At 70.5% G+C, this 25,780-nt stretch carries 29 protein-coding genes and 1 tRNA gene; 14 read left to right on the forward strand and 16 right to left on the reverse strand.

The genetic code is table 11. The features are described 5' to 3' along the window. The first annotated feature begins 131 nt into the window (after positions 1-131). A complete protein-coding gene (locus OHS58_RS35040; protein WP_328645326.1) occupies positions 132-527 on the forward strand; it encodes a hypothetical protein in 396 nt (131 codons plus the stop codon). Between the two features lie 64 nt (positions 528-591). Here the strand turns inward: OHS58_RS35040 and OHS58_RS35045 are convergent. From OHS58_RS35045 to OHS58_RS35060, 4 genes are all read right to left on the reverse strand, one after another. Continuing rightward, positions 592-679, reverse strand: a tRNA-Ser gene (locus OHS58_RS35045). 33 nt (positions 680-712) lie between these two features. Then, positions 713-922, reverse strand: coding sequence for a CsbD family protein (locus tag OHS58_RS35050; protein WP_328649908.1), 210 nt, complete (start codon positions 920-922; stop codon positions 713-715). 57 nt (positions 923-979) lie between these two features. Next, positions 980-1,408 carry a nucleoside deaminase gene (locus OHS58_RS35055; protein WP_247059014.1) on the reverse strand — a complete coding sequence of 143 codons (429 nt, stop codon included), beginning with the start codon at positions 1,406-1,408 and terminating at the stop codon, positions 980-982. A gap of 23 nt (positions 1,409-1,431) precedes the next feature. Beyond that, on the reverse strand, positions 1,432-1,914 hold the full coding sequence (locus OHS58_RS35060) for a tRNA adenosine deaminase-associated protein (RefSeq protein WP_247059016.1): 483 nt from the start codon (positions 1,912-1,914) through the stop codon (positions 1,432-1,434). 77 nt (positions 1,915-1,991) lie between these two features. Here OHS58_RS35060 and OHS58_RS35065 point away from each other — a divergent pair, with 77 nt between their 5' ends. Beyond that, positions 1,992-3,221 carry a M20 metallopeptidase family protein gene (locus OHS58_RS35065; RefSeq protein WP_328645327.1) on the forward strand — a complete coding sequence of 410 codons (1,230 nt, stop codon included), beginning with the start codon at positions 1,992-1,994 and terminating at the stop codon, positions 3,219-3,221. Here the strand turns inward: OHS58_RS35065 and OHS58_RS35070 are convergent. Then, complete coding sequence (locus OHS58_RS35070; protein ID WP_328645328.1) at positions 3,218-5,179, reverse strand: phosphocholine-specific phospholipase C; 1,962 nt, start codon at positions 5,177-5,179, stop codon at positions 3,218-3,220. The two genes, OHS58_RS35065 and OHS58_RS35070, sit on opposite strands and share 4 nt — an antisense overlap. Positions 5,180-5,260: 81 nt before the next feature. On the opposite strand from OHS58_RS35070, the gene OHS58_RS35075 reads away from it, so the two are divergent. From OHS58_RS35075 to thrS, 4 genes are all read left to right on the forward strand, one after another. Beyond that, on the forward strand, positions 5,261-5,638 hold the full coding sequence (locus OHS58_RS35075) for a VOC family protein (protein ID WP_328645329.1): 378 nt from the start codon (positions 5,261-5,263) through the stop codon (positions 5,636-5,638). A 25-nt stretch (positions 5,639-5,663) separates the two neighbouring features. Next, positions 5,664-6,131 carry a heme-degrading domain-containing protein gene (locus tag OHS58_RS35080; protein ID WP_328645330.1) on the forward strand — a complete coding sequence of 156 codons (468 nt, stop codon included), beginning with the start codon at positions 5,664-5,666 and terminating at the stop codon, positions 6,129-6,131. 80 nt (positions 6,132-6,211) lie between these two features. Next, a complete protein-coding gene (locus OHS58_RS35085; RefSeq protein ID WP_326956689.1) occupies positions 6,212-6,835 on the forward strand; it encodes a dihydrofolate reductase family protein in 624 nt (207 codons plus the stop codon). A gap of 166 nt (positions 6,836-7,001) precedes the next feature. Beyond that, the gene (gene thrS, locus OHS58_RS35090) at positions 7,002-8,240 is read left to right on the forward strand and encodes a threonine--tRNA ligase (protein WP_442875485.1); all 1,239 of its coding nucleotides are present in this window, start codon (positions 7,002-7,004) and stop codon (positions 8,238-8,240) included. On the opposite strand, the gene OHS58_RS35095 is transcribed toward thrS, so the two are convergent. The 7 genes from OHS58_RS35095 to OHS58_RS35125 form a co-directional block, all read right to left on the reverse strand. Then, a complete protein-coding gene (locus OHS58_RS35095; RefSeq protein ID WP_328645331.1) occupies positions 8,173-9,012 on the reverse strand; it encodes a MerR family transcriptional regulator in 840 nt (279 codons plus the stop codon). The genes thrS and OHS58_RS35095 overlap by 68 nt on opposite strands. Positions 9,013-9,123: 111 nt before the next feature. Beyond that, positions 9,124-9,630 carry a tyrosine-protein phosphatase gene (locus OHS58_RS35100; RefSeq protein WP_328645332.1) on the reverse strand — a complete coding sequence of 169 codons (507 nt, stop codon included), beginning with the start codon at positions 9,628-9,630 and terminating at the stop codon, positions 9,124-9,126. Continuing rightward, positions 9,630-9,899, reverse strand: coding sequence for a tyrosine-protein phosphatase (locus OHS58_RS35105; RefSeq protein ID WP_328645333.1), 270 nt, complete (start codon positions 9,897-9,899; stop codon positions 9,630-9,632). The genes OHS58_RS35100 and OHS58_RS35105 overlap by 1 nt, the downstream gene beginning before the upstream one ends. A gap of 14 nt (positions 9,900-9,913) precedes the next feature. Next, positions 9,914-10,741, reverse strand: coding sequence for an ABC transporter permease (locus OHS58_RS35110; protein WP_326945094.1), 828 nt, complete (start codon positions 10,739-10,741; stop codon positions 9,914-9,916). Next, positions 10,738-11,658: an ABC transporter permease gene (locus tag OHS58_RS35115; protein WP_326945095.1), complete on the reverse strand. Its 921-nt coding sequence runs from the start codon at positions 11,656-11,658 to the stop codon at positions 10,738-10,740. Before OHS58_RS35115 ends, OHS58_RS35110 begins: the two co-directional genes overlap by 4 nt. Further along, positions 11,655-12,779 carry an ABC transporter ATP-binding protein gene (locus tag OHS58_RS35120; RefSeq protein WP_328645334.1) on the reverse strand — a complete coding sequence of 375 codons (1,125 nt, stop codon included), beginning with the start codon at positions 12,777-12,779 and terminating at the stop codon, positions 11,655-11,657. Before OHS58_RS35120 ends, OHS58_RS35115 begins: the two co-directional genes overlap by 4 nt. After that, the gene (locus OHS58_RS35125) at positions 12,776-14,002 is read right to left on the reverse strand and encodes an extracellular solute-binding protein (RefSeq protein ID WP_326945097.1); all 1,227 of its coding nucleotides are present in this window, start codon (positions 14,000-14,002) and stop codon (positions 12,776-12,778) included. Before OHS58_RS35125 ends, OHS58_RS35120 begins: the two co-directional genes overlap by 4 nt. 130 nt (positions 14,003-14,132) lie before the next feature. Between OHS58_RS35125 and OHS58_RS35130 the strand changes: the two genes are divergently transcribed. The 6 genes from OHS58_RS35130 to OHS58_RS35155 all read left to right on the forward strand — a co-directional run bounded on the left by OHS58_RS35130 (position 14,133) and on the right by OHS58_RS35155 (position 19,407). Then, positions 14,133-15,038 carry a dihydrodipicolinate synthase family protein gene (locus OHS58_RS35130; protein WP_328645335.1) on the forward strand — a complete coding sequence of 302 codons (906 nt, stop codon included), beginning with the start codon at positions 14,133-14,135 and terminating at the stop codon, positions 15,036-15,038. 480 nt (positions 15,039-15,518) lie between these two features. After that, the gene (locus OHS58_RS35135; protein WP_247059044.1) at positions 15,519-16,556 is read left to right on the forward strand and encodes a fatty acid desaturase family protein; all 1,038 of its coding nucleotides are present in this window, start codon (positions 15,519-15,521) and stop codon (positions 16,554-16,556) included. Beyond that, positions 16,553-16,759, forward strand: a complete 207-nt coding sequence (locus OHS58_RS35140; RefSeq protein ID WP_326945099.1) for an RGCVC family protein — start codon at positions 16,553-16,555, stop codon at positions 16,757-16,759. The genes OHS58_RS35135 and OHS58_RS35140 overlap by 4 nt, the downstream gene beginning before the upstream one ends. Beyond that, entirely contained in the window at positions 16,756-16,914 is a 159-nt protein-coding gene (locus tag OHS58_RS35145) for a DUF6307 family protein (RefSeq protein ID WP_247059049.1), read from the forward strand. The genes OHS58_RS35140 and OHS58_RS35145 overlap by 4 nt, the downstream gene beginning before the upstream one ends. A 381-nt stretch (positions 16,915-17,295) precedes the next feature. After that, a complete protein-coding gene (gene lysA / locus OHS58_RS35150) occupies positions 17,296-18,639 on the forward strand; it encodes a diaminopimelate decarboxylase (RefSeq protein WP_328645336.1) in 1,344 nt (447 codons plus the stop codon). A gap of 291 nt (positions 18,640-18,930) precedes the next feature. Continuing rightward, positions 18,931-19,407 (forward strand): Lrp/AsnC family transcriptional regulator, encoded by a 477-nt coding sequence (locus tag OHS58_RS35155; protein ID WP_247059053.1) that lies wholly within the window; start codon positions 18,931-18,933, stop codon positions 19,405-19,407. A gap of 46 nt (positions 19,408-19,453) precedes the next feature. On the opposite strand, the gene helR is transcribed toward OHS58_RS35155, so the two are convergent. After that, positions 19,454-21,691, reverse strand: coding sequence for an RNA polymerase recycling motor ATPase HelR (helR, locus tag OHS58_RS35160; RefSeq protein ID WP_442875572.1), 2,238 nt, complete (start codon positions 21,689-21,691; stop codon positions 19,454-19,456). A 142-nt stretch (positions 21,692-21,833) separates the two neighbouring features. Between helR and OHS58_RS35165 the strand changes: the two genes are divergently transcribed. Further along, positions 21,834-22,226, forward strand: a complete 393-nt coding sequence (locus tag OHS58_RS35165; protein ID WP_247059057.1) for a VOC family protein — start codon at positions 21,834-21,836, stop codon at positions 22,224-22,226. Here the strand turns inward: OHS58_RS35165 and OHS58_RS35170 are convergent. After that, complete coding sequence (locus tag OHS58_RS35170) at positions 22,202-22,705, reverse strand: DUF6328 family protein (protein ID WP_326945102.1); 504 nt, start codon at positions 22,703-22,705, stop codon at positions 22,202-22,204. The genes OHS58_RS35165 and OHS58_RS35170 overlap by 25 nt on opposite strands. Positions 22,706-22,810: 105 nt before the next feature. Between OHS58_RS35170 and OHS58_RS35175 the strand changes: the two genes are divergently transcribed. Further along, entirely contained in the window at positions 22,811-23,368 is a 558-nt protein-coding gene (locus tag OHS58_RS35175) for a superoxide dismutase (RefSeq protein ID WP_328645338.1), read from the forward strand. 7 nt (positions 23,369-23,375) lie between these two features. Here the strand turns inward: OHS58_RS35175 and OHS58_RS35180 are convergent, their stop codons facing one another. Then, positions 23,376-23,768 (reverse strand): TIGR03667 family PPOX class F420-dependent oxidoreductase, encoded by a 393-nt coding sequence (locus OHS58_RS35180; protein WP_247059063.1) that lies wholly within the window; start codon positions 23,766-23,768, stop codon positions 23,376-23,378. 72 nt (positions 23,769-23,840) lie between these two features. Continuing rightward, positions 23,841-25,751, reverse strand: coding sequence for a DUF2339 domain-containing protein (locus tag OHS58_RS35185; protein ID WP_328645339.1), 1,911 nt, complete (start codon positions 25,749-25,751; stop codon positions 23,841-23,843). Positions 25,752-25,780 lie beyond the last annotated feature (29 nt).

Below are 25,780 nucleotides of genomic sequence, written 5' to 3' on the forward strand. Positions count from 1 at the left end.
CTTCAAGAGCCCTTCAAGTCAAGGGTGAGGCATTCGAGTGATTGTTCGCCCGCCCTGCAACAAGGGCCGGCTTCCGCGCGAACCGGGAGGGTGCCGTCACCCACCTCGAGGTGACCGCGGGAAGGAACAGCATGGCTTTGTTCAACCGGAAACGGAAGACTTCTCTGTTGCCCGCAGACATCGTCGACCGGGTCGTCGGTTATATCCGGACCGAGGCGCATTCACCGAACGCTCCCGCGTCGTTCGACACTCCCGGTCTCATCTACAGCCTGCATTCGACCGCGCACGCCGATCCCGCGCGCTTCATCGAGAAGCTCGCATCCGCGGTTCTGCCGGCCGGTGGCGAGGCTTCTCGCGGCGGCGCTCGGGTGGTCTGGGAGCTACTGACGTCGGAGCACCTGACGGATCCGAACTGCGAGACCATGCTCGACGCCGGCCTGGACTGGCTGCGTGCCACCAGAGTCGGCTCCGCGCACCTCTTCGGTTACGAGATCGGCAGGTGGCACACGACCCACGGATCGTGGTAAACCCGCGGCCTCCCGCGAAAGCCGAAACCCCCGGTCGGCTGAGCCGACCGGGGGTCCGGGTGCGCGGTGGCGGTGGGATTTGAACCCACGGACGGGGATTAGCCGTCACACGATTTCGAGTCGTGCTCCTTCGGCCGCTCGGACACGCCACCGCCAAGAAATATACCGGAGGGCCTTCCCCGGCCTCACATGGGGTCAGCGGGGCGGCCGGGGCGACGTCGGGTCTGGACGTCGCGGATCACGCCTCGTGCCTTGTCGCGCAGGTCATGAGCCACTTCGCGGACCTGGGCCGTCCTTCGCTGGGATCGGCCCGAAGCCTTGAGACGATCGTTGCCGGTCACGTCTCCGAGCTTCTCGCGAGCGCCGCCGACTGCCTGCTGGACCTTGTCCTTCATCGTCACGACGTTCCTCCTTCGACGGGGACCTCACCTAAGGGGTACCCAGAGGAGAACTCAGCGACGCGTCGCGAAGTACGTCTCCAGCAGGGACGCGCACTCCGCGACGAGCACCCCGCCGTGGACTTCCGGGCGGTGGTTCAGCCGACGATCACGGACGACGTCCCACAGGGACCCCACCGCGCCCGTCTTGGGCTCCCACGCGCCGAACACCAGCCGCGAGATCCGCGCCAGCACCAGCGCGCCCGCGCACATCGTGCACGGCTCCAGCGTCACCGCCAGCGTGCAGCCCTCGAGGCGCCAGCCGTCGCCCACCACCTTGGCGGCCGCGCGCAGCGCCAGGACCTCCGCGTGCGCCGTCGGGTCGCCCAGCTCCGTGCGCGCGTTGCGCGCCGCGGCCAACGGGAGGCCTTCGGGGCTGAACACGACCGCGCCGATCGGGACGTCGGCACCGGGGGCGCGCGCGGCCTCCAGCGCCGCCTCCACGGCCTCGGTGTCGGACGGGCGTCTCAGAGCTCGTCCAGGAGCTTGGCGAACTCGCTGCCGAACCCGACGCGCTGCGCGATCATCTGCAGCTGTTCGTCCGGGTACAGGTCGACCTCGCCGACGATGACCTCCAGCTCCGGCGCCGGCAGCCCGAGGTCCGCGAGGATCTCGAGGTCGCCTTCGGGCCAGACTGAGTCGTCTTCCTCGTCCGGCGGTTCGACGCGCAGGACGTCGAGGACGTCCGCCGCGATGTCGTAGTCGAGTGCCGCCGCCGCGTCCGAAAGCAGCAACGCCGGTCCCCGCGGGCTCGGCCGGACGAGGACGAAGAACTCGTCGTCGACCGCCAGTAGCCCGAAGGCCGCGCCGGTGGAACGTAGTTTGCCCAGTTCAGTGATCGCCGCGTCCAGCTCTGTCAACGCCCCCGGGTCGAGCGCACTGCACCGCCACCGACCGTCCTCCCGGACCACGGCTACCGCGAAGCCCGTGACCGGCTCATCCACCGCCATGCGCACACCGTATTCCGCCGCTCGACCGAGCGCACGCACGGTGCGCCCGAAGCGCCGCATGGGGCACTATCGGGAGCATGACCGGCCCCACTGACCTGCCCACCTTGCCCGGCACGCCGTTCGCCGGCCTCCTCGACGACGCGCGGGCGCTGCAGGAGCGCACCGTCGCCTTGCGACGCGCCGTGCACCGGCACCCGGAACAGGGCCTCCACCTCCCGATCACCCAGGCGGCCATCCGCGAAGCCCTCGCCGACCTGCCGTTGGAGATCACCGAGGGCAAGGCCGCGACGTCACTGACGGCCGTCCTGCGCGGCTCCCGGCCCGGCCCGGCGGTGCTGCTGCGCGGCGACATGGACGCGCTGCCGCTGACCGAGGCGACCGGGCTGGACTTCGCGTCCGAGGACGAGGAGTCGATGCACGCGTGCGGGCACGACACCCACGTGGCGATGCTCGCCTCCGCCGCCCGGCTGCTCGCCGAGCGGAAGGATCAGCTGGCCGGGTCGGTCGTGTTCATGTTCCAGCCGGGCGAAGAGGGCCACCACGGCGCCCGGTTCATGATCCACGAAGGCGTGCTCGACGCCGCCGGGACGCGGGTCGAGCGCGCGTTCGGCGTCCACATCCTCGCCAACCTGCGCAGCGGGCTGCTGGCGGTCCGGCCGGGAACGCAGATGGCGTCGGCGGACTCGTTCTTCGTGCGCGTCACCGGCAAGGGCGGGCACGGTTCGGCGCCGCAGCACGCGATCGACCCGGTGCCCGCGGCCGCGGCGATGGTCGGCGCGCTGCACACGATGATCACGCGCCGGGTCAGCGTGTTCGACCCGGCCGTGCTCTCGGTCACGCGGATCCAGGCCGGCACGACGTCGAACATCATCCCGGAGACCGCCGAGCTGGAGGGCACGATCCGTGCCCTGTCCGAGCACACGCGCGCGCTGGTCCGCGCCGAGGTGCCGAAGGTGTGCGAGCAGGTCGGCGCGGCGTACGGCTGCCGCGTCGTCGCCGACGTCGGGCCGGGCTACCCGGTGACCGTCAACGACGACCGCGTCGCCGCCGAGGTCCTGACGATCGGCGAAGCCGTGCTCGGCCCGGAGAACGTCGAGCTGATGGCCGACCCGATCATGGGCGCCGAGGACTTTTCCTATGTCCTGCAACGCGTTCAGGGCGCGTTCGCGTTCCTCGGCGCGTGCCCGCCCGGCGTCGACCCCGCCGAAGCCGCGGCGAACCACTCGAACCGCGTGCTCTTCGACGAAGACGCGATGCCGAACGGGGTCGCGATGCTGGCCGCCTTCGCCCTGGACGCCCTCCGCTAGGGCCCGGTGCGCGACGGGCGGCCGTCCTCCAGGTGCCCGGCGAAGCGCCGGCGCCACCCCGGCGCTTCGAACGTGACGTCGTACCAGCCGTTCGCCGTCACCACCGGGAAGTCGTGCTCGCCGCTCGGCGGGATCGTGACGCCGTTGAGCGCGACCGGCGCCGGACCGGCGTTGGTCACCGTCACGCGCAACGCCGGTGTCGCCTCGAAGGTGACGGCGGCGTCAAGGCCGGGCCCGCTGCCCGACGCTTCCACCAGGAAGCCGTTCGGGCCGTGGATCGCGACGTCGTAGGACGCGCCGTACGCGACGTCGCCGGTCACGACGCCGCTCGGCGCGACGTCGAAGCGTTGCACCGTCGCGCCCGCGTGGTAGGCGTGCGCGGAGAGCTGCAGCGCCTCGGTGCCGTGGTTCGCCAAGTGCAGCTTGAGCCCGCCCGGCTCCACAGTGGCCCACGCGACCGGCTGGTACGGCAGCGGGCGCGCCTTCGCGGTGCCGGACTCCTGCGTCAACGCACCGGGCCGCACTCCCGGCTTCGGCAGCCGTGCCTGCGTCCGGTCCACTTCGGCGCGCAACGCGGCGACGTCCGGCAGCAGCGGGATCGTCGTGTCGTGCGTCCGGAAGTCGAAACAGCTGGTCAGGTCGCCGCAGATCGCCCGGCGCCACGCCGAGATGTTCGGCTCCTTCACCCCCGTCCAGGTCTCGAGGAACCGCAGCACCGACGTGTGGTCGAAGACCTGCGAGTTCACCCAGCCGCCGCGGCTCCACGGCGAGATCACGGTCATCGGCACCCGCGGCCCCAGGCCGATCGGCGCCGGCGGCCCGGACGGCGCGCCCCTCGCGGGCCGGTTCGCCGGCAGGAACTCGCCGGGTGTCCCGGGTGGCGGGGTCGGCGGGAGGACGTGGTCGAAGAACCCGTCGTTTTCGTCATAGTTGACGAACACGACGGTGGATTCCCACAGTTCCGGCTTGTCCCACAACGCTTTCAGCATTCGCTGGACGTACGCGGCACCGTCGACCGGCCGGGCTGCGGGGTGCTCGCAGTAGCCGTAGGGCGCTACGACCCACGACACCGCGGGCAGGGTCCCGGCGTCGCAGTCCGCGAGGAACTCGGCCAGCACGTGGTCGAGGTCCTGGCCACGGCCGGAGTCCGGCTTGAGCTTCGTGCGCAGGTTCGCGCGCTCGGCCAGCCGTTGCTTCACGGGGTCCATCGAGTACAACGCGTCGTGGTAGTTCCGGAACAGCCACAACGGGTTGTCGCCGTAGTCCCCGACGAAGTGCTCCGGGACGCCACGCTCCTCGTCGTTCGCGTAGATCCGCCACGAGACCCCGGCGGCTTCCAGACGCTCCGGGTACGTCGTCCAGCGGAACGACGGCTCGTAGTCCGGGAAGTTGTGGGTGACCGGACCGCCCGCGACCCCGTCCGGGTCGATCGTGCCGGTCCAGTGGAACAGCCGGTTCGGCTGCGTCGGCCCTTGGATCGAGCAGAAGTAGTGGTCGCACAGGGTGAACGCGCCGGCCAGCGCCCGCTGGAACGGGATGTCCTCACGCGCGAAGTGCCCCATCGTCATCGGGCTCTTCGCGGCGATCCAGCCGTCGTACGCGCCGCCGTTCCACGCGCGGTGCGTGCTGTTCCAGTCGTGCGGCAGCTCGCCGAGGTCCTGACCGTCCACCACGGACGTGTCGATCCGGAACGGCAGCACCGGGTCACCGCCACCACCGCTGCCGCGTTGCCGGAAGACGTCACGCAGGGCCGCGCGGTCACCGAACCCGCGCACCCCGGCCATCGTCCCGTAGTAGTGGTCGAACGACCGGTTCTCCTGCATCAGCACCACGACGTGGCGGACGTCGTCGATCGTGCCCGTGCGCGACGCCGGCACCGCGCACGCCGCGGGCAGCGCACCGGCCACCGTCACCGCGGCCGCGCCACCGAGCACCGTCCGCCGCCGGATCCGGCCCATGCCCACCTCCTCGGCGCGAGCTTTCCGCACGTCAGCACGCCGGGCAAGGAGTACCGTCGCCGCCGGGAGAAAGGTGGAGCCATGCTCGACTCAGCGGATCTGGTCGCCTTCGCACCGTCGACCGACCTCGAACGCTCACGTGCCTTCTACACGGATGTCGCCGGGCTCGAGTTCATCGAGCAGTCTCCCTTCGCCTGTGTGTTCCGCAGCGGTGGCACCATGCTGCGTGTCACCGCTGTGCAGGAGTTCACGCCGCACCCGTTCACCGTGCTCGGCTGGGCGGTGGCCGACATCCACGCGGCCGTCGCCGAGCTGCGTGCTCGGGGCGTCGAGTTCCTGACCTTCGACACGCTGCCACAGGACACCGACAAAATCTGGACCACGCCCGGCGGCCGGATCGCCTGGTTCCGCGATCCCGACGGCAACGTGCTCTCCCTGACCGAGTTCGCTGGCGATTAAACAACAGTGTTGATTTAATAGGTCCATGACCGATGCTGAACGCCTCGCCCAGCTCGCTGACCAGGAGGAACGCCTCCAGTTCACGAAGTTCGACAACGAGACCGCGCTCGCCCTCGGCGCCCAGCTGCTGGCCGCCGCGCGGGACCGCGGGCTGGCCGTGACAATCTCCGTCCGCCGCAACGGCCAGCGCCTCTTCCACGCGGCGCTGCCCGGGACGTCGGCCGACAACGACGCCTGGATCGAGCGCAAGAGCCGCGTCGTCGACCGCTACGGCCACAGCTCCTTCCTGGTCGGCACGCAGTTCCGCGCGAAGGGCGGCACGTTCGAAGAGGACTCCCGCCTCGACCCGGACGTCTACGCGGCCCACGGCGGCGTGTTCCCCGTGCTGGTCCGGGGCGTCGGACCGGTCGGCACGGTCGGCGTGTCCGGCCTTCCCCAGGCCGACGACCACGCGTTCGTCGTCGAGCAGCTGGAGCTGTTCCTGGCGTCTTGAAATTTCTTCGAGCGGGTTTGTCGATCCGGGGTCCGCCTCGGACGACGCGTCTTCCGAGATCCCCGATTCGAGGAGGCACCATGGCCGAACTGATCGTCACGACGTTCCTGTCCCTGGACGGCGTCTACCAGGGCCCCGGCGGCGTCGAGGAGGACCCGTCGGGCGGCTTCGACCAGGGCGGCTGGGTGACGCCGTTCTACGAGGACGACATGGCCGCCTACGCCGCCGAGTGGCTCGGCCAGGCCGGCTCGCTCCTGATCGGCCGCCGGACGTACGACATCTTCGTGCAGTACTGGCCGAAGGCGACCGACCAGGACGACCCGGTCGCGGTCGCGATGAACAACCTCCCGAAGTACGTCGTGTCCCGCACCCTGTCGGGTTCGGACTGGTCCGGCGTATCCGTCGTCGACGGCGACGTCGTCGAGTTCGTCCGCGAGCTGAAGGCGCGGCCGGGCGGTGAGATCCAGGTCCACGGCAGCGGCGACCTGCTGCAGACGCTCATCGCGCACGACCTCGTCGACGAGTACCGGCTGTGGCTCTACCCCGTCGTCCTGGGCCAGGGCCGCAAGCTGTTCCCGGAGGGCGTGGCTCCGAAGTCGTTCGAGCACGTCGAGACGCGCCGGACCTCGTCGGGCGCGAACGTGCTGGTCCTGCGCCCGGCCGGGAAACCCCGCCACGACACGTTCCGGCTGGTGACGGAGTAATTCCGTCGCGGCGCCGGACGCCGCTGGCTACCGTGGACCCATGATGCGCGCCATGACGACGACGCCGGAGAGTGTCCCGGCGCGCTGAACGACGTTTCCAGCCCGGGGCGGTTGCCCCGGGCTTCGTCTTGTGGTCATCCGCCTCGCCGTCCACGAGGAGTCCACAATGCACGATCACCGCAAGCTCGGCCGCGAGCTGGAGCTGTTCGGCTCCGACCCGCTGATCGGCGCCGGCCTGCCGTACTGGCTGCCCGACGGCGCGATCGTCCGCCACAGCCTGGAGGAGTACGTCCGCGACGTCGAACGCCGCGCGGGCTACCGGCACGTCCATTCGCCCGTGCTCGGCAAACGCGAGCTGTACGAGATCTCCGGGCACTGGTCGCACTACCGCGACGACATGTTCCCGCCGATGGACCTCGGCGGCGAGCAGGTCGTACTGCGGCCGAGCCTCTGCCCGCACCACGCGCTGATCTACCGCTCGCGCGGCCGCAGCTACCGCGAGCTGCCGCTGCGCCTGGCCGAGCTCGGCGGGATGTACCGCGCCGAGCTGTCCGGGGTGCTCGGCGGCCTGAGCCGGGTGCGCGCGATCCAGCTCAACGACGCGCACGTCTTCTGCACCCTCGACCAGGTCGAGGACGAAGCCGCGGCCGCGTTGGCCCTGATCAGGCGGGCCTACGACGCCCTCGGCATCCGCCCGGCGCGCTACCGGCTCTCGCTCGCCGGGGACACCGGGAAGTACGTCGGCGACGGGGAAATGTGGGCGCGGGCGGCGCGAATCCTCCGTTCGGCCCTCGACCGCAGCGGGCTCGAGTACGACGCCGTCGAGGGCGAAGCGGCCTTCTACGGACCGAAGATCGACGTCCAGGTCGCCGACAACGCCGGCCGCGAAGCGACCTTGTCCACCGTCCAGGTCGACTTCCACCAGCCGGCGCAGTTCGACCTGGAGTACGTCGGCGCGGACGGTGCGAAACACCGCCCGGTGATGGTCCACCGCAGCATCATCGGCAGCATCGAGCGGGCGATGGCGCAGCTGATCGAGGTCCACGGCGGCGCGTTCCCGGCCTGGCTGGCACCGGTCCAGCTGCGGTTGCTGCCGTTGTCCGACGCGGAATTGCCTTACGTGCAACGGATCCAGAACGACGACCTGCGCATCGAGGTCGTCGACGCGTCCCGCGGCAGTCTGGGCGCGCGCATCCGCGACGGACGGCTGGTGCCGTACCAGGCCGTGATCGGGCCTCGGGAGGTTTCGTCCGGCTCGCTTTCCTTCCGGCTGCGCGACGGAAGCCAGGTGGCGGCACGACCGGCGGCGGAAGCGCTGGCCGCGCTGGCCGACGAGATCAGGAAACCGCTGCGGCGAGCCAATCCAGCGCCGGCGTCAGGCTTTCCGGAGCCGACCAGCCGTTGATGACGGCGAGCAGCTCCACGTAGCGCTCGCGACGTGGGTCGTTGACGACGGCGAGCCATTCCCGCAGCCGGCCGGGTTCGCGCCCGAGGCCGCCGACGACCGCGGCGGCCTCGGGCGAATCCGGCGGCACTCCGGCGGCCAGAGCCGGTGTGACGGCGACGCGGACTTCGGCGGCCAGGTCACGGCGCAGGCCGCCTTCGTGCTGGTCGACGAGCCGGCGCAGGACCGCGCGGAACTCCGGGTCCTGGGCCAGCTCGGCCAGCTCGATCCACGCCTCGACCTGCGCGGACGCCGGGTCGTCGGGCAGTTCGGGCGTCAGCGTGCGCGCGATGCCCGCGAGTTCGGGACGGTCGCCGAGCGCGTCACGAAGGAAGTCGTCGATCAGCCGGCGACGCTCGGTGTCCGTCAGGTGGGCCAACTGATTCATGAGACTTGTCTCCTCGGGTGACGAACCACGCTCCGCAACGGCGGCCAGGACAGCGCGACGCAACCGCAGCACCCGGATCTGGACGTCCAGGGCTCCGACGTGCCTCGCCGCGACGTCGGCGACGGTGACTTCGCCGTCGACGATCCGCCGGATCGTGGCGACGTCGACGCCCAGTTCGCGAAGGGTGCGGATGAGATTGAGCCGCGCGAGTGCGGTCGCGTCGTAGAGGCGGTGACCTGCGGAATTGCGCTCGGCCGGCGACACGAGACCGCGGTCGGAGTAGAAGCGGACGGCCTTGACCGTGAGGCCGGTCAGCCGGGCCAGTTCGCCGATCGAGTACCGCATGCCGGTCAGCGTGACACCTCCCCCGAGGGGAGGCGCAAGGGTCGTTTCACCTCATCGTGTCGATCACATGTTCGATGAACGGCGGTAAAGTCGATCACGTGGAAGCAACAGTCAGTGAGCGCGTGATCCCGAGAGCCGATGGCGAACGTCGCGGAGTTCTTCGCGGGAGGCACCGGCATCAAGCAGATAGTGCTCGACGTCGAAACCGTCGAGGGCCGCCAAGACAGCACCTTCGGTCGTGGTGCCTCGCTTCGCGAGGATGGCCTCGATGACCGGCCCTTGGTCGTCGGTGCCCATCGCGGCGAACAGTGCCTCGAGGGCCTCGGCCGACATGTCGTAGTCCGCGGCGATCGCCTGGGGTTCGACATCGGCCAGCGCGAGCAACAAGAGCGTGATCAGCCCGGTCCGGTCCCGACCGGCACCGCAGTGGAACAGGACACCGCCGGGAGCGGCGTGCGCGATCGCCTTGATGACGGCGGCGCAGCGGCCGGCTTTCCGCTGGAGGAAGAGGGGGTAGTAGAGCGGGCTGCCGTTGAGCTGTTCGCGGTTGACCTGCTGCCAGAACTCGACGTCGTCGATGTCGTCGAGCGGCACTTCGAGCCGGTCGATGCCCGGCATCACTGGGGTCGCAGCGGGTGCGGTGAACTGCGCCGAACCCGCCTGCGCTGTTCGCGATTCGGCCCCAGGCCGGATCTCGTCGCGTTGCGCAGGTCGACGACGGTGCGGACACCGGCTTCACGAGCTTGGGCCCAGCCCGCGTCGATGACAAAACGCAGGTCCGCCGACCTGAAGAAGGCGCCGTAGCCGGTCGTCTCCCCGGACTTGGTCGGCAGGCCGCCGAGGTCCCTGGTGTTGAAGAAGCCGTCCCAGGCCACCGCCCTGCTCATGGTTTCGCACCACCTCAGGTTTCTTCGCGGATCCGGGTCACCAGCTGCGTCGGATTCACGAACCGTAACGCCACGACAAGGAGCAACAGCATGGAACCGGTGTAGATCGTCGCCATCGCGTCGACCGACTGGTTGGCGCGGATACCCGCGGCGAACACGGAGTTGTAGAGGGCCACGACGAGGGTCGTCGAGTCCGGGCCGGCGGTCAGGAACGTCAGCTCGAACATGCCGACCGTGCGCACCAGCACCAGGATCGACGCGGCCAGGATGCCCGGCAGCAGCAACGGCCCGAGGATCCGGGTGAACACCGACAGCGTGCGCGCGCCCGACATGCGCGCGGCGGCTTCGATCTTCGGGTCGATCTGCTCGATGAACGGCGTCATCGTGAGCACCACGAACGGCACCGACGGCACCAGGTTCGCCAGGATGACCCCGGTGATCGAGCCGGCCAGGTGGAACTTGTAGAGCACCGTCGCCAGCGGGATGCCGTAGGTGATCGGCGGGATCAGGATCGGCAGCACGAACAGCAGCATCACCAGGCGCTTGCCGGGGAACTTCCGGCGGGCCAGTGCGTACGCGGCCGGGACGCCGACCGCCACCGACACGGCGATCACCACCAGAGCGACGATCGCCGTCGTGAGGAGGACGTCCGAGAGGCCGAACTCGCGCCAGGCGTCGGCGTACCAGTGGGTGGTGAAGCCGTCCGGGAGCCAGGTGCCGAACCACTGCACACCGAACGAATCGACGACGACCGAAAGGACCACACCAGCGAGGTTGACGAAGAAGAACGCGACGACGGCCCAGACGACCCAACGTCCGGGACGCGTGACCCAGCCGGTCATCCCTTGCCTCCGGTCGCTCCGCGGTACAGCGTGCCGCGCCACGCCATGACCAGGCCGATCACGATCAGCATGAGCACCGCCATGATCATCGCGACGGCCGAGCCCATCGAGTAGTCGTACTCCTCGAACGCGGCGTGGTAGGCCGCGATCGAGATGACACGGGTCTCGTTCGCCGGGTCGCCGACGAGCTGGGCCGACGGGAACACCGAGAACGCCATCACGAACGAGAGGCAGAAGGTGATCGCCAGGCCGGGTGCGAGCAGGGGCAGCGTGATCCGCCGGAAGCGCTGGCTCCAGCTGGCGCCGAGCGTCGCGGCCGCCTTCTCCAAGGAGGGGTCGATGCCCGAGAGATAGGACAACGTCAGCAGGAACGAGAAGGGGAAGCCGGTGATGACCAGCGACAGGAGCACACCCGTGTAGTTGTGGATCAGTGGCAGCGGCTCGTCGGTGATCCCGAGGACCGTGAGCACCTTGTTCAGCCAGCCCGACTGGCCGCCGTACATGATCAGGCCCTGCGCGGTGAGCACCGTGCCGAGCGTGATCGGGACGACCAGGATCGTCGTCAGGAGGCGCTTGCCGCGCACGCGTCCGCGCAGCACGTAGGCGATCGGGATGCTGGCGAGGACGTTGATGAACGTCGCGGGCAGCGCGATGCCCAGCGTCGTCCAGATCGTGTCGCGCAGGTACGGATCGCCGAAGAACCTGGCGTAATTGGCGAAGACCCCGCCCTGGCGCGGGGCGAACGACAACTGGAGGCCGTAGAGGAACGGATACAGGAACAGGCACGCGGTGACCAGCAACCCGGGCACCAGGAGCAGCAACACGCGGTCGATGCCGCGTTCGGCCAGGCGGTGGCGCAGGGCCGGGCGGGCAGCGGTCACGACGGTCGTGGAGTTCGTGGAGGTCGTGGCGGTCACGGCGCGAACACCAGGACCCGCTCGGCCGGGACGCCGATCTTCACCGGGTCGCCGGGGGCGAGGCGCTTGTCCGTGCGGAAGTAGACCGGGATCCCGTTCGCCAAGCGGGCCGAGACCGACAGCTCGCGGCCGTGGTACTCGACGATTTCCACCGTGACGTCGAGGGCGTTCTCGGCGCCTTCGCCCACGACGAAGTCCTCGGGGCGGATGGCGACCTTGGCCGGGCCGGCCGTGAGGTCGTCGCGGTTGGTGCCGGTCAGGCGGACGCCGTCGCCCTCGACGGTGACCGGCGAACCGGTGGCCGCCGAACCGGTGACGGACGAGCTCGCGGCCGCTGAGCCGAGGGCCGCTGAACCGGCGGCCGACAAGCGAGCGGCGCTCGTGAGCGTCAGGTCCAGGAGGTTGCGGTAGCCCATGAAGGAGGCGACGTAGCTGTTCACCGGCTGGGCGTAGACCTCCTCGGGGGTGCCGATCTGCTGGACCGTGCCCTCGCGCAGCACGACCAGGCGGTCGGCGAGCGAGAGCGCCTCCTCCTGGTCGTGGGTGACGTAGACCGTGGTGAGGCCGAGGGTCTGGTGGAGGCGGCGGATCTCCATCCGCATCTCGAGGCGGAGCTTGGCGTCCAGGTTGGACAGCGGCTCGTCCATCAGGACGACCGCCGGCTCCAGCACCACGGCCCGTGCGATCGCGACGCGTTGCTGCTGGCCGCCGGAGAGCTGGGCGGGGAACTTCGCCGCGTGCTCGGTGAGCTGGACGAGCCGGAGCGCCTCGTCGACGCGTCGGCGGAGCTCGGCGCGGGCGACCTTGCGCATCTGGAGGCCGAAGCCGACGTTCGCGCGGACGGACAGGTGCGGGAACAGCGCGTAGTTCTGGAAGACCATCCCGAACCCGCGTTGCTCCGGTGGGCGGCCGTCGATGCGGGTGTCGTCGAGCCAGATGCTGCCGCCCGTCAGGGGCAGCAGGCCGGCGAGGCAGTTGAGGGCCGTCGACTTGCCGCAGCCGGACGGGCCCAGCAGGGCCACGAACTCGCCGCGCGTGATGGCGAGGTCCAGGCCCTGCAGGGCGTTCGCGGAGCCGAAGCTGCGCGAGACACCGTCCAGCCGCAGCTGCTCGAACGTCACTTCTTGCCGACCTTCGAGCCGCCGACCAGCTGGTTCCACTTGTCGTACGCCTTGACCTGCTGCTCGGCCGGCAGCGACGTCTCCTTGGGGTACTGGGCGATCCACTGCTCGTACTCCGGGCGGCCGAACTGCTTGATCGTGTCCTGGCTCTTCTGCGGCGCCATCTGGAGGGTGACGTCCTTGACGGCCGGGCCGGGGTAGAAGTAGCCGTCGTCGTAGGCGATGGCCTGCTGGTCGGGCTTGAGCATCCACGCGATCAGCTGCAGGATCGCCGACGTCTGGTCACCGGAGAGGCCCTTGGGGATGAGCGCGTACTGGGCGTCGGTGACCCAGTGCATCGGCTGCATGATCGCGGTCTTGACCGTGTTCGGCACCGTGCCGAGCTTGCGCGGGTTGATGTCCCAGCCCGTGGTGGACATGACCATGTCGACCGAGCCGGAGGCGAGGTTCTTCATCGCCTCGGTGGTGCCGGACGGGTAGTACTTCACGTACTTGCCCAGCTCCTGCAGGAACGCCCAGGTCTTGTCCCATCCTTTGTCCGGGTCCTTCGGATCCTTGTCCCCGAGGAGGTAGGGCAAGCCCATCAGGAACGTCCGGCCCGGGCCGGAGTTCGCCGGCTGGGCGTACTGGAACTTGTCCGGGTGCGCCTTCGCCCAGTCGAGCAGCTCCTGCGGTGACGCCGGTGGCGTGGCGGCCGCGGCCGGGTTGAACTCCAGCAACGGGCCCGACGGGTAGTAGACGACCTCGACGCCGTAGCCGTTGGCCAGGTCCTGCATCTTGGCCGCGGGCTCGAGGTAGTTCTGCATCAGGTTCGGGAACCGGCCGGCGAAGTCCGGGAGGACCTTCGCGAGCGTGCCGTTCGCGATACCGGCGGACAGGCCGTCGGTGCCGCTGAGGACCAGGTGGGTCTGGGCGACGCCGCCGTCCTGCTCGGCCTTGAGCTTGCCCGCCATGCTCGGGGCGGGGGCCGTCGAATAGGTGACCTTGGAGAGCACTTCGGGGTGCGCGGCCTTGAAGTTCTCGATCATCTGCTTGGTGAGCTGCAGGTTGCCCGCGATGTCGAGGATGTTCAGCACGACCGGCTTGCTCGGCTTGTCCGGCACGGCCTGCGGGGCCGCTGCCTGGCCGCCGTCGCCGCCGGGGGCGCCGCACGCCGTGAGGCCGGCGGCGAGGCTCACGGCCAGCACCACCCGTCGGAATCGGAAGCCGCTGCGACCCTGCATGGCTGCTCCTTGCCCGTGATAATGTTGTATGTCGCATCATATATCAGATCGGACAGGGCCTTGGCGAGGACTTTCGTGCCTTTCCGGCCGGCCGCGAAGACCGTGGTGACCGTGATCCGGAAGGGGCCCGATGACGTTCGAGCAGCAGAGGCGGCGGCTTTCCGGGGTGGTGGCCATCCCGGTCACGCCGTTCGACGCCGACGGCGCCGTCGACGGCCCGACCTACGCGAAGCTCGTGGACCGGCTGGTCACCGGAGGCATCGAGGTCGTGACCCCCAACGGGAACACCGGCGAGTTCTACGCGCTCGACGCGGATGAGGCCCGGCAGTGCCTCGAGGTCACCGTCGAAGCCGTCGCCGGGCGGGCCGATGTGCTCGCCGGGATCGGGCACGACGTCGCGTCGGCGACGCGGGCCGCCCGGCACGCGCGGGACTCCGGTGCGGACATGATCATGATCCACCAGCCGGTGCACCCGTACGTCTCCGGTGACGGCTGGGTCGACTACCACGCCGCGATCGCCGGCGCGGTGCCGGAGCTCGGCGTGGTGCTCTACGTGCGCAACCCCGCGATCGGCGGCGAACAGCTGCACGCGCTGGGTGCCGCGGCACCGAACGTCATCGGCGTGAAGTACGCGGTGCCCGACCCGGTGCGCTTCGGTTCGGTCGCGCGGGACGCCGGCTTCGAACGGTTCGTGTGGATCGCCGGGCTGGCGGAGCTCTCCGCTCCCGGTTACTTCGCCGTGGGCGCCACCGGGTTCACGTCCGGGCTGGTGAACGTCGACCCGGCGATCTCGCTCGGCATGTTCCACGCACTGTCCACAGGGGACTACCCGGCGGCGATGGCCGTCTGGGAACGCATCCGGCCGTTCGAAGAACTCCGTGCGGCCAACGGGAACGCCAACAACGTCAGCGTCGTGAAGGACGCGCTCGCCCAGCTCGGTTTGTGCCGCCCGGACGTCCGGCCGCCCAGCCGGCTGCTGACGGCAGGCGAGCGGGAACGGCTCTTCGGCCTGCTCTCGTCCTGGGGGCTCTCGTGACGCGCGAATGGCGGCCCGCCGGCGGGCCGGAAGTGCGATGACGCCGAACCACGACTCGCCGGCGAACCACCCTGCGACAGGGGTCCACCGGGCGCGATCCTCGCGGTAGCAACCCCACTGGGCGCCTCGGGCGTCGCTCTACGCGACCACGGGCGGCTGCTCGCCAGCCGAACGGCTGACATGGTTGCGGTACACGCGGGCTCGTGCCCGGCGCGGCTCCCGTCCCCGGCCGAAACTTCTCCCGGCCGGAAGGCTCCGGGTGTGCGGTACGTCACCGCCATCCCGATGTGGCTGACTGTACACCTCGGCGGCCACCTGCGGGAATTGCCAATACGGCGGTGGAGTGAGAGGCTTGCCTAAGGACGCGGTACCACCGCGACCAGGCCCCAGTGCCCTTTTCCCGGACCGGACCCGGACCCTGTCGGGGCCGGAAACCGTTGCTGGTCAAGCCTTTACGACTTACCCAGAGCGGTTGTGCCGATGAGTGCCACCCAAGTTCCGGATACCCCTGTGTCCACCGGCAGCGACTTCGCCGAACTCTCCCGGCTCGTCAAGGCCGCCGGCCTCCTCCAGCGGCGCCGGCGCTACTACGTGCTGCGGATCGGGTTGAACCTCGCCGCCTTCGGTGGCGGCTGGGTCGCGTTCGTCTACCTCGGCGACTCCTGGTGGCAGCTGTTCCTCGCCGCGTTCTTCGCGATGATGTTCGCGCAGCTGTCGTTCATCGGGCACGACGCCGGCCACAAGCAGATCTTCCGCACCCGCAAAGCGAATGACGCGACTGGGTTCGTCCACGGTGGACTCACCGGGCTGAGCTACGGCTGGTGGATGGGCACCCACACCCGCCACCACGCCAACCCGAACCACGAAGACGAAGACCCGGACGTCGACATCGCCGCGCTCGCGTTCAGCAAGGCGCAGAGCGCGCGCAAACGCGGTTTCCTGCGCTGGATGGCGAAGTACCAGGCGTTCCTGTTCTTCCCGCTGCTGCTGCTCGAAGGCCTCAACCTGCACGTCTCCAGCGTGAAGGCGGTGCTGAACAAGGACATCCGCAAGCGCAAGCTGGAGTCCGCGCTGCTGATCGCGCACCTCGCCGCCTACCTCGCGGCCGTGTTCATCGTGCTCTCCCCGCTCACCGGGATCATCTTCGTCCTCGTGCACCAGTTCCTCTGGGGGCTGTACATGGGCTGTTCCTTCGCGCCCAACCACAAGGGCATGGAGATGCTGACCGCCGGGCACACCCTGGACTTCCTGCGCAAGCAGGTGCTCACCTCCCGCAACGTCCGCGGCGGCCCGGTCGTCGACTTCGCCCTCGGCGGCCTGAACTACCAGATCGAGCACCACCTGTTCCCGAGCATGCCCCGGCCGAACCTCAAGCACGCACAGGTCATCGTCCGGGACTTCTGCGACCGGCACGGGATTTCCTACGCGGAGTGCGGCTGGGCCCGCTCCTACGGCTATGTACTGCAACACCTCCATGAAGCGGGTGAACCGCTACGAGCGAAGAAGGTGATGGCGTGACCGCCCCCGCCCCGGACGCTCTCGAAACGTCCGCCACAGGTCCGCAGTGCCCCAACTGCCCGCACTCCCTCGACGCGCACGACGCCATCGCGCGCCGCTACTGCGCCGCCACCGCGGCCGGCCAGGGCGTCGACCGCGGCTGCGTCTGCGGTACCGCACAGGACCACCAGAAAAAACAGAGCACCGGACAAGGATCACGATGACCGCGTCGACCTCCTACCACAGCCGCTACGACCTGCGCGTCGAGCGCGTCAAGAACATCGTCATGGAAGACACGAAGCTCAACGACACCAAGGCACTGGCGCTGGCCGTGCGGATGGTGCACGAGCTCGACACCGTGCCCGAGCCCGTCCGCTGACGCTCGGTCCGGCAGCACGGCCGGACGCGTGAAGCGCGCCGTCGTGGCGGAGGTACGTCGCCACGGCGGGGCCGGCGTCGGCCCGCACGAACCGCATCCGCAGGACCGCCGCGATCGCCTGGTCGTCTCCGGCCGCGATCGCCGCGATGTACCGCGAGACGACCCCGCGCTCGTCGCCGCTCGGCTCGGCGCGCCACTCCGCGTGCCGCGAAAGTCACCTCTTCGCAGGTCAACATGGGTGTGGCCGAAGTTACTCGCGCGTTAAGGACACGTCAGCGGGCGTCGGAAACCCGTCAGGACGGCATTCGGAGGTACTCCGCGAACAACGAAGCAAAGGTGTCCTGACGGAGTCCGATCCGCCGTGATGCCCGGAGGCACACCGTGACGCTCAGCGAGCTTCTTCCCAGCCTCGGCTGCGAGGCCGCCGATCACCTCGAGCCAGGACTCTGGCCGCGAAGCACCCGACTCGGCGAAGACGGCGAGCTGCTCCTCGCCGGCGCGAAGGTCAGCCACCTCGCCGCCCGCTTCGGGACGCCGTCCTACCTCATCGACGAGCAGCAGGTCCGCGACACCGCGCGCGAGTACCGGCGCGTGCTGCCGGACGTCGAAGTCGCGTACGCGAGCAAGGCGCTGTGCACGCGCTCGGTGCTGCGCTGGGTCGCCGAAGAGGGGCTGTCGCTCGACACCTGCTCCGCGGGCGAAATCGCGGTCGCCCGCGGAGTCGGCTTCCCCGCGGAGCGCATGCTGTTGCACGGCAACGCGAAGACGCCCGAAGACCTGAAGGCCGCGCTCGAGTACGGCGTCCGCCGGATCGTCGTCGACTCGCTCGACGAGATCGAGCAGCTCGGCGCGCTCGCCCACGGCGCGCAGCAGGTGATGATCCGCGTGACGCCGGGTGTCGCGGCCGGCGCGCACGCGTCGATCAGCACCGGCACCGAGGGCCAGAAGTTCGGCTTTTCGCTGCTCGACGGCGTCCCGGACAACGTCGACGCCGCCGTGAAAGCCGTCCTCGCCCAGCCCGGGCTGCGGCTGGCCGGGCTGCACTGCCACATCGGCTCGCAGGTCTCGCGCGTCGACCGGTACGAGGCCGCCGCTCGACGGATGGCCGAGGTGCTCGTCCGGATCCGCGACGTCCACGGCGTCACGCTGCGGGAGCTCGACCTCGGCGGCGGCCACGCCGTCGCGTACTTCGGCGGCGAGCCCGCGTTCGACATCGGCGGCTATTCGCGACGCCTGCGCGTGGCGCTCGGGTACGAGTGCGCGGCACACGGCTTTCCGTTGCCGCGCTTGACGATCGAGCCCGGCCGGGCGATCGTCGGCCCGGCCGGGATCACGGTGTACCGCGTGTGCGCGGTCAAGCGCGGCAGCCGCACGTTCGTCGCGGTCGACGGCGGCATGAGCGACAACGCGCGGCCGTCGCTCTACGGCGCGCGCTACACGACGCGCCTGGTCGGCCGCCGGTCGAAGGAAAAGCGCGCCCCGATGACCGTCGTCGGCCGGCACTGCGAGTCCGGCGACGTCCTCGCCGACGGCATCCTCCTGCCCGGCGACCTGCACGCCGGCGATCTGCTGGCCGTGCCGTGCACCGGCGCCTACCACCACTCGCTGGCCTCGAACTACAACCAGGTGGGCCGCCCGCCGCTGGTCGGTGTGAAGGACGGCGTCGCGACGCTGCTGGTGCGCCGCGAGACCGAGGAAGACCTCGGCCGGCGGGATCTCGGGTGAGGACGACGCCGCCCCGCGCGGCATGCGTTTGTGCTCCTGGAGTTCCGGTTCGGTGACGACGAGCCACCGAACGGGACCCGGGAGCGACCCACGGGTGCCCCCGGGCGTGCGCGGGCGCGCGGAAGAGCCTCGGATTGGCTTGTGATTTTCCTCCCGGGCCACCGATTCCTCGGCTGATCGCCGCGCGCACGCCGGATCACGTGAAGCTGGCCTGGGGCTCTCGCTTTCTGGTCAGGTCTCGATACGCTGCGCACTTGACAAATCACATGCCGAAACACAGGGAGGGACGGCATGGGTGACGAATCACGTGCGCGAGGACTTGACAATACGGACAGATCGCTGATCGCTCTGCTCCAGCAGGACGGCCGGGCCTCGTTCACCGCGCTCGCCAAGGCGGTCGGACTTTCCGAGGGTGCCGTCCGCCAGCGGGTGCAGCGATTGCTGCGCGACGACCTGATGCAGATCGTCGCGGTGACGGACCCCGCCAACGTCGATCTGACGCGGCAGGCGATGGTCGGGATCAGCGTCGACGGCGCGGATCCCCGTGCGGTGGCGGACAAGCTGTCCGAACTGCCGCACGTCCACTACGTCGTGCTGTGCGCCGGACGCTACGACCTGCTGGCGGAACTCGTCTGCCGGGACGACGACCACATGCTCGAAGTGCTCGGTGAGGAGATCCGGCAGATCCCGGGTGTCTCCGGCACCGAGCTGTTCGTGTACCTGAAGCTGGCCAAGCAGAACTACGCCTGGGGCCGGCTCACCGCGTGACGGCCGGGGATGACGGGCCGAGACCCAGCCCGCCACCCCCGTCCGGCTACAGGAACCGGCGGTACCCCGCGGAAACCGGCACGCCGGCCTCCGCGAGCCCGGTCAGCGACGACGGCAGCGCGTCCCGGTAGAGGACACCGAGGCGCTGCGTGGCGCGGGTGAGGGCGACGTACAGCTCGGCCGCGCCACGCGGCCCTTCGGCCAGGATCCGCTCGGGCTCGACGACGAGAACGGCGTCGAACTCGAGGCCCTTGGTCGCCGACGGCGGGACCGTGCCCGGCACCCCCGCCGGGCCGATCACGACACTCGTGCCCTCACGGCCGCCTTCGTCGCGGTCGAATTCGTCGATGGCGCCTTGCAAGTCGCCCTCCGCAACTTGTCTGGACCACGGCCGGACCCCGCTCGCGCGCACCGACTCGGGCAGCCGCGCGTCCGGCGCGAACTCCGCGAGCAGCTTGCCGGCGACGGTCATGATCTCCGCCGGCGTGCGGTAGTTAACAGTCAGTTCCCGGTACAGCCAGCGGTCGCGGACGTACGGGGCGAGCACCGGCGCCCACGCCGTCGCCCCGGCCGCCGACCGCCGCTGCGCGAGGTCGCCGACGATCGTGAACGACCGGCTCGGGCACCGCCGCATCAGCACCCGCCAGTCCATTTCGGACAGTTCCTGCGCCTCGTCGACGACGACGTGCCCGTACGTCCAGTCGCGATCCTCGACCGCGCGTTCGGCGAGGTCACGGGTGTCGCGCTCGGCGAACCGGCCGGCGAGGTCCTCGGCGTAGAGCAGGTCCGTGGCGACCAGCTGGACGTCTTCGTCCAGTTCCTCGCGGTCCAGCTTGAGGAGGTCCATGACGCCGCCGGCGTACTCGGCGTCCTCCTCCGCCTGCCGCTTCGCGGCGGCGCGTTCGGCGGCGTCGTCCCGGCCGAGCAGGTCGGCCAGCTCGTCGAGCAGCGGGACGTCCGAGACCGTCCAGGCCATGCCGTCCGCGCGGGCCAGCGCCGGGTCGGCCCCGGCGGCCCGGAGCCGGCGCGGGGACAGGTACAACGGCGCCAGCAGCGTCTCCGGCGTCAGCGACGGCCACAGCGCGTCGACCACCGAGCCGAGTTCTTCGTGCTCCGCCAGTTCTTCGCGGACGTCGGCGCGCAGGTTCTCCCACGCGCCTTCGTCCTCCCGGCTCAGCCAGCCTTCGCCGATCTCCGCCACCGCCCGCTCGGTGAGGATCTGGGCGACGGTCTCGCGGAACACCGCGCGGGCCTCGTTGTGCGGCAGCCCCGTCCGCCGCGCCTCGGTCCGCGCCTCGTCGGCGACGTCCTCGTCGAGTTCGACCGTGACGTCGGCCAGCTCGACCGGCACCGGCTCGTCGGGCACCTTCTGCCGGTCGGCGACCGCCGCCGCGAGGACGTCGAGGATCTTCAGCGAGCCCTTGAGCTTCGCCACCTCCGGTGCGTCCTCGGCGGTGACGCGCAGGCCCGGCACGAGGCCGCCGGTGGTCAGGAACACGACGTCCGACTCGCCGAGCGAGGGCAGCACGCGGCCGATGTGGTCCAGGAACACCGGGCTCGGCCCGACCACCAGCACGCCGCTGCGCGACATCCGCTCGCGCTGGGTGTAGAGCAGGTAGGCCACCCGGTGCAGCGCGACCGCGGTCTTGCCGGTGCCGGGGCCGCCTTCGACGACCAGCACGCCCGCGTGGCCGAGCCGGATGATCTCGTCCTGCTCGGCCTGGATCGTCGCGACGATGTCGCGCATCCCCGCACCCCGCGGCGCGTTGACGGCCGCCAGCAGGGCCGCGTCACCGCGCTCGTGGTCGCCGGGACGGCCGAACACCTCGTCGGTGAAGTCGTCGATCCGGCGGCCCATCGTGTGGAACTGACGCCGTCGCCGCATGTCTTCCGGCGACGCCGCCGTCGCGACGTAGAACGCGCGCGACGCCGGTGCCCGCCAATCGAGCAGCAGCGGTTCGTAGTCGTTTTCGCTGTCGAAGATGCCGATCCGGCCGATGTAACTCCGTTCTCCCGAAACGGCGTCGAGCCTGCCGAAGCAGAGCCCGTTGTCGACGACGTTCAGCCGTGCCGTCTCGCGCGCCCGGACGCGCACGTCGGCGTCGCGCTCGACCAGCGCGATCCCGGTTTCCCCCAGTGCGGCCCGAAAGCGGGCCGCCGCCTGCGCGCGTTCACCGTCCAGACGCGCGTACAGCTCGGCCGTGTACGCGCGTTCGGCCCGCAATTCCTCGTCGTACCCCAGATTTGACAAGTTCCCCTCACAGCGGTTAGACTGGCAACACATTCGGCGGGTTCTCCCATTCTTTATGGAGAGCACGTCGATTTTTTATTGTCCACCCGCTGTCAAGAGCGAACTCGTCCGCGCGGCCTCGCTGGTCAGGCGACTGCCGCCGGACGCGGGATGAGCACCGGTACTGTCTCAACGCATGAGCGGTCCACGGGTGTTCCGGTTGATCCAGCCCGTCGACGACATCGAGGCGGCGGTCGCGTTCTACGCGCGGGTCATCGGCGACCCCGGCGAGCGGGTCGCGCTCAACCGGCACTACTTCACCTGCGGCGGCGTGGTGCTCGCCTGCGTCGAAGCGCCGCTCGAACACCGGGAAGCCCGGCCCGCCAGGGACCCGCGGATCGTCTACCTCGCGGTCGATGACGTCGACGCGGTCTTCGAGCGGGTGCGGGCCGCCGGGCCGCGGTGGCTCGACGACAGCATCGCGACGCAGTTCTGGGGCGAACGCTCCTTCTACGCCGACGACCCGTTCGGCAACCCGCTCTGCTTCGTCCAGGAGGACACGCTCTACGTGGGCGGGCCCGTCGGCTGAGCGTCCTCCAGCGGATCGTCGTCGGTCGGGTGCAGCCGGAACGGGATGGCGAACCACAGCACGCCGAAGATCAGCAGCGTGAGCACCGCGACGACGATCATCGCGGGTTCGCCGTAGACCACCTTCGCGATGAGCGCGACGGTCGACGTGATGGCCAGGGCCAGGCAGACGAGCCCCACCAGCACGAACCGGTTGCCGACGGTCAGGATCCGCTCACGGCTGCCCGTGCGGAACAGCAGCCGGTGCCACGCCGCGGGCGCGGTCAGCAACGCCGTCGCCGCGACCGAGAGCATCACCGCGGTCAGGTGCAGCGACTTCTCGAAGCCGCTGGCGTTGTGGAACCGGTCGGTGAACACGACCGACAGCAGGAAGCCGAAGAGGATCTGCACGCCGGCCTGCGCCACCCGCAGCTCCTGCAGCAGCTCGCCGACGTTGCGCGTCAGCTGCTGGTTGCGGGTTTCACCGGTGTGTTCGGGCACGGGAGGACGATACGCGGCCCCGGCAACACCCACCCTCTGAGAAGAGCGTCACTCGTTGGCGTGACGATCATGGCGGCGCCCTGAGCAGGCCCGCTAAGAAGCACCATGCGCCTTCTCCCCTCCGTCGTCGTGGCCGCCGCCCTCGCTGTCCTGGTTCCCGGCGTCGCCGGCGCGTCACCCGTGCACGCCGTGACCGCGGGCGGCACGTTCACCGCGTACGCCCCCGGCGCGCACGCGGTGACGTACCGCCCCGACCTCGTCCCGCTCGGCGCCCGGGCCCACGTGTTCAGCCTCTCGGCCGCCCACGCGGGCACGACGACCTCCCTCGTCGTCACCGGGCTGCTGCCCGGCCGTTCCTACGGCGCCCACGCGCACGTACAGCCGTGCGGCGCCACCGGTGACGCCGCCGGGCCGCACTTCCAGTACGCGCCGGACCCGGTGAAGCCGTCCGTAGACCCCGTGTACGCGAACCCCCGCAACGAGATCTGGCTCGACTTCAGCACCGACCGGCTGGGCACCGGCTTCGCCCGGTCCACTGTGGACTGGACGTTCGGTGCGCGGCGGGCGCACTCCGTGGTGGTCCACGAAACCCACACGCACACCAACCCGGGCCACGCGGGCACCGCCGGCGCCCGCCTCGCCTGCCTGGACGTCGCCTTCTAGAACTCCGCTAGAACCCCCAGGACCGCTCGGGCACCACGCGGATGCGGACGGAGTAAGCGGCGTCGAACGCTTCCGGCGTCTCGAAGCCGATGGCGCTGTAACGGGAGCCGTACTTGTCGAGGTACCCGGGCGCTTCCGAGGCCTTGCCCGCCTCGATCTGCGCTTTCCCGTTCACCACGAGGATCGAACCGCCGTGGTCATCGCTGTTCAGGTTCAGCGTGACCTCGGGGTTCGCCTCGATGTGCCGCAGCTTCGCGGTGTCCGGCCGGCTGAACACCAGGATGTCGTCGCCGTCGAGCACGAACCACACCGGCCGTGGCGCGGGCCGCCCCTTCGGCGTCACGGTGGTCAGCCAGCCGATCGGTTCCCCGGCTCGGTCGGCGAGTTTCGGTGCGGCCATGGCTTCGTGCTCCCCTGGGTCGGTCGGACTTGTGATCCAGGTAACCACGGGGCACCGACAATTTCTTCCCGCTCAGCGCGAGGCGACGCGCCGCGCGTACCGCGACCCGGCCGCCAGCAGCACCAGCCCGGCGCCGAGGAACGCGCCGACGCGGGCGAGGCCGTCCAGCGCCGAGAGGTCGAACAGCACCAGCTTCAGCACCGCGGCGCCGACCAGGATCAAGCCGATCACGCGCAGCGCGACCAGCTCGATGCCGCGCAGCAGCAGGACGAGCGCGGCGACCGTCCAGGACACCGTGATCAGCGCGTGGCCCAGCAGGAACCCGGCGCGCCCGGGCAGCGCCAGCATCGACCCGCTCAGCACGAGCCCGCCGGCGCCGTACAGCGCCGCGATCCCGGCCAGCAGCCAGATGGGCAGGTCGTCGGACGGGCCCTTGAAGATCTCCAGCCGCGCCGCCGCCCACGGCAGCGCGATCGACGCGGCGAGGATCAGCAGTGACACCACGAGCGCGCCGGCCAGGTCGGCGGCCGACCGCGGGCGCGAGACGATCAGCAGCGCCGGCGTCACGTCGAAGAACACGCCGATCAGGCCGCCGAGGGTCGCGAAGCCGAGCGCGGCACCGAGGGCGAGGCGGTTGCGCCCGCCCAGCGCGGCCACGACGAGCAGCAGCGCCTCGCCCAGCAGCACCCCGGCGCGGGCCGGGCCGTCGAACTGGGTGACCGTCGCCTGCAGGATCGCCAGCAGCCCGGCGAGCCCGGCCAGCTGCCCGGCGAGGCCACCCCAGAACTTGCGCGTGGCCCACACGGCGAGCAGCACGACACCCGCCCCGGCCGCGACCGGCACGGCCTGGACCTTCGGCAGCAGCAACGCGGCGACCAGCGTCGGCACGACCGCCGTCGCCAGCACGGAAAGCGCGGCGGGGTCGTTTTCCCGGCGCCGCAGGACGATCAGCGCGAGCGCGATCCCGACGACCGAGGTGCCGGCCGCCGCGGCCGTGGTGGCCCAGCTACCGCCCGAACCCGCGACTGCGGTGGCGATCACGGACGCGAGCAGCGGCGGGATCCCGGCGGCCAGCGTCAGCGACGACCAGTCACGGCGCAGCTGCACCGGCGTCGTCGCGAGCTGGACCATCAGCAGGAAGGTGACCAGTTCCGCGGTGAAGCCACCGGTGATCATCGGCGCGCACACGACACAGCCGATGACGACGGCGGAGGCCAATAGCGGCGATTCCCAGCGCACGGCCACGAGCAGCCCGCCGACGGTGATGGCCAGCCCGATCGCGAGCCCGGCGAGCACCGGCAGGTACTCGTACAGCGACGTCGCCGCGACGGCGTCCAGGTAGAGCGTCGCGATGCCGGTGGCGGCCAGCGCGAACGCGCCGGTGCGGCCGGCGGGCTTGCGGTGCAGCCACACGCCGGTGCCGGTCAGCGCCAGCCCGAAGGCGGCGCCGATGAGCACCCGCGGCAGCGGCCCGAGCCAGCCCCGCTGCACGGCCAGGACCAGCAGCAGGACGACGCCGAGCAGCGTCACGCCACCGCCGACCCAGGCCAGCACCCGGCTGCCCGCGCCCTCCTTGCCGAGCTTCTCGCCCAGCGTCTGACGCGGCACGGGCTGGTACGGCGGCTGCGGCGTGAAGTACCGCTGCTGCGGCGGCGGCTGGGGCGGCTGCCACTGGTACTGCGGCGGCCACGGCGGCGGCTGCATCTGAGGCTGAGGCTGGGACTGCGGTTGGGAGTGCGGCGGCACGGCCTGCTGCAGCTTCGGTGCCTGCTGCGGCTGCGGTTTCGGCTGCTCAGCCTGCTTCTGCGCTTCGGCAGGCTTCGGCGCTTCAGCAGGCTTCGGCGCTTCGGTCGGCTTCGGCGCTTCAGCCTGCTTCGGCTCGCCCTGGGCGGTCCGCAGTTCGGAACCCACCACTGCGAGCCGACGCCCCAGGTCGTCGATCTCGCCGGCGAGCCGGAGGAGCACATTCGCTTCGGTGGTCATACCGGACAGCGTCACGCACCGGCCCCCAC

Origin of the sequence: Amycolatopsis sp. NBC_00348, assembly GCF_036114655.1 — a bacterium.
Taxonomy (GTDB): Bacteria; Actinomycetota; Actinomycetes; order Mycobacteriales; family Pseudonocardiaceae; genus Amycolatopsis.

Coding starts and splice junctions, on each gene's coding strand:
- OHS58_RS35105 (WP_328645333.1), bottom strand. CDS start 9,899: ATGAGCAGGGCGGTGGCCTGGGACGGCTTCTTCAACACCAGGGACCTC.
- OHS58_RS35185 (WP_328645339.1), bottom strand. CDS start 25,751: ATGACCACCGAAGCGAATGTGCTCCTCCGGCTCGCCGGCGAGATCGAC.
- OHS58_RS35145 (WP_247059049.1), top strand. CDS start 16,756: ATGACCGCGTCGACCTCCTACCACAGCCGCTACGACCTGCGCGTCGAG.
- OHS58_RS35060 (WP_247059016.1), bottom strand. CDS start 1,914: ATGGCGGTGGATGAGCCGGTCACGGGCTTCGCGGTAGCCGTGGTCCGG.
- OHS58_RS35175 (WP_328645338.1), top strand. CDS start 22,811: ATGCGCCTTCTCCCCTCCGTCGTCGTGGCCGCCGCCCTCGCTGTCCTG.
- OHS58_RS35135 (WP_247059044.1), top strand. CDS start 15,519: ATGAGTGCCACCCAAGTTCCGGATACCCCTGTGTCCACCGGCAGCGAC.
- helR (WP_442875572.1), bottom strand. CDS start 21,691: ATGTGTTGCCAGTCTAACCGCTGTGAGGGGAACTTGTCAAATCTGGGG.
- OHS58_RS35085 (WP_326956689.1), top strand. CDS start 6,212: ATGGCCGAACTGATCGTCACGACGTTCCTGTCCCTGGACGGCGTCTAC.
- OHS58_RS35125 (WP_326945097.1), bottom strand. CDS start 14,002: ATGCAGGGTCGCAGCGGCTTCCGATTCCGACGGGTGGTGCTGGCCGTG.
- OHS58_RS35050 (WP_328649908.1), bottom strand. CDS start 922: ATGAAGGACAAGGTCCAGCAGGCAGTCGGCGGCGCTCGCGAGAAGCTC.
- OHS58_RS35180 (WP_247059063.1), bottom strand. CDS start 23,768: ATGGCCGCACCGAAACTCGCCGACCGAGCCGGGGAACCGATCGGCTGG.
- OHS58_RS35100 (WP_328645332.1), bottom strand. CDS start 9,630: ATGCCGGGCATCGACCGGCTCGAAGTGCCGCTCGACGACATCGACGAC.
- OHS58_RS35095 (WP_328645331.1), bottom strand. CDS start 9,012: ATGCGGTACTCGATCGGCGAACTGGCCCGGCTGACCGGCCTCACGGTC.
- thrS (WP_442875485.1), top strand. CDS start 7,002: ATGCACGATCACCGCAAGCTCGGCCGCGAGCTGGAGCTGTTCGGCTCC.
- OHS58_RS35155 (WP_247059053.1), top strand. CDS start 18,931: ATGGGTGACGAATCACGTGCGCGAGGACTTGACAATACGGACAGATCG.
- OHS58_RS35075 (WP_328645329.1), top strand. CDS start 5,261: ATGCTCGACTCAGCGGATCTGGTCGCCTTCGCACCGTCGACCGACCTC.
- OHS58_RS35080 (WP_328645330.1), top strand. CDS start 5,664: ATGACCGATGCTGAACGCCTCGCCCAGCTCGCTGACCAGGAGGAACGC.
- OHS58_RS35070 (WP_328645328.1), bottom strand. CDS start 5,179: ATGGGCCGGATCCGGCGGCGGACGGTGCTCGGTGGCGCGGCCGCGGTG.
- OHS58_RS35130 (WP_328645335.1), top strand. CDS start 14,133: ATGACGTTCGAGCAGCAGAGGCGGCGGCTTTCCGGGGTGGTGGCCATC.
- OHS58_RS35040 (WP_328645326.1), top strand. CDS start 132: ATGGCTTTGTTCAACCGGAAACGGAAGACTTCTCTGTTGCCCGCAGAC.
- OHS58_RS35165 (WP_247059057.1), top strand. CDS start 21,834: ATGAGCGGTCCACGGGTGTTCCGGTTGATCCAGCCCGTCGACGACATC.
- OHS58_RS35110 (WP_326945094.1), bottom strand. CDS start 10,741: ATGACCGGCTGGGTCACGCGTCCCGGACGTTGGGTCGTCTGGGCCGTC.
- OHS58_RS35065 (WP_328645327.1), top strand. CDS start 1,992: ATGACCGGCCCCACTGACCTGCCCACCTTGCCCGGCACGCCGTTCGCC.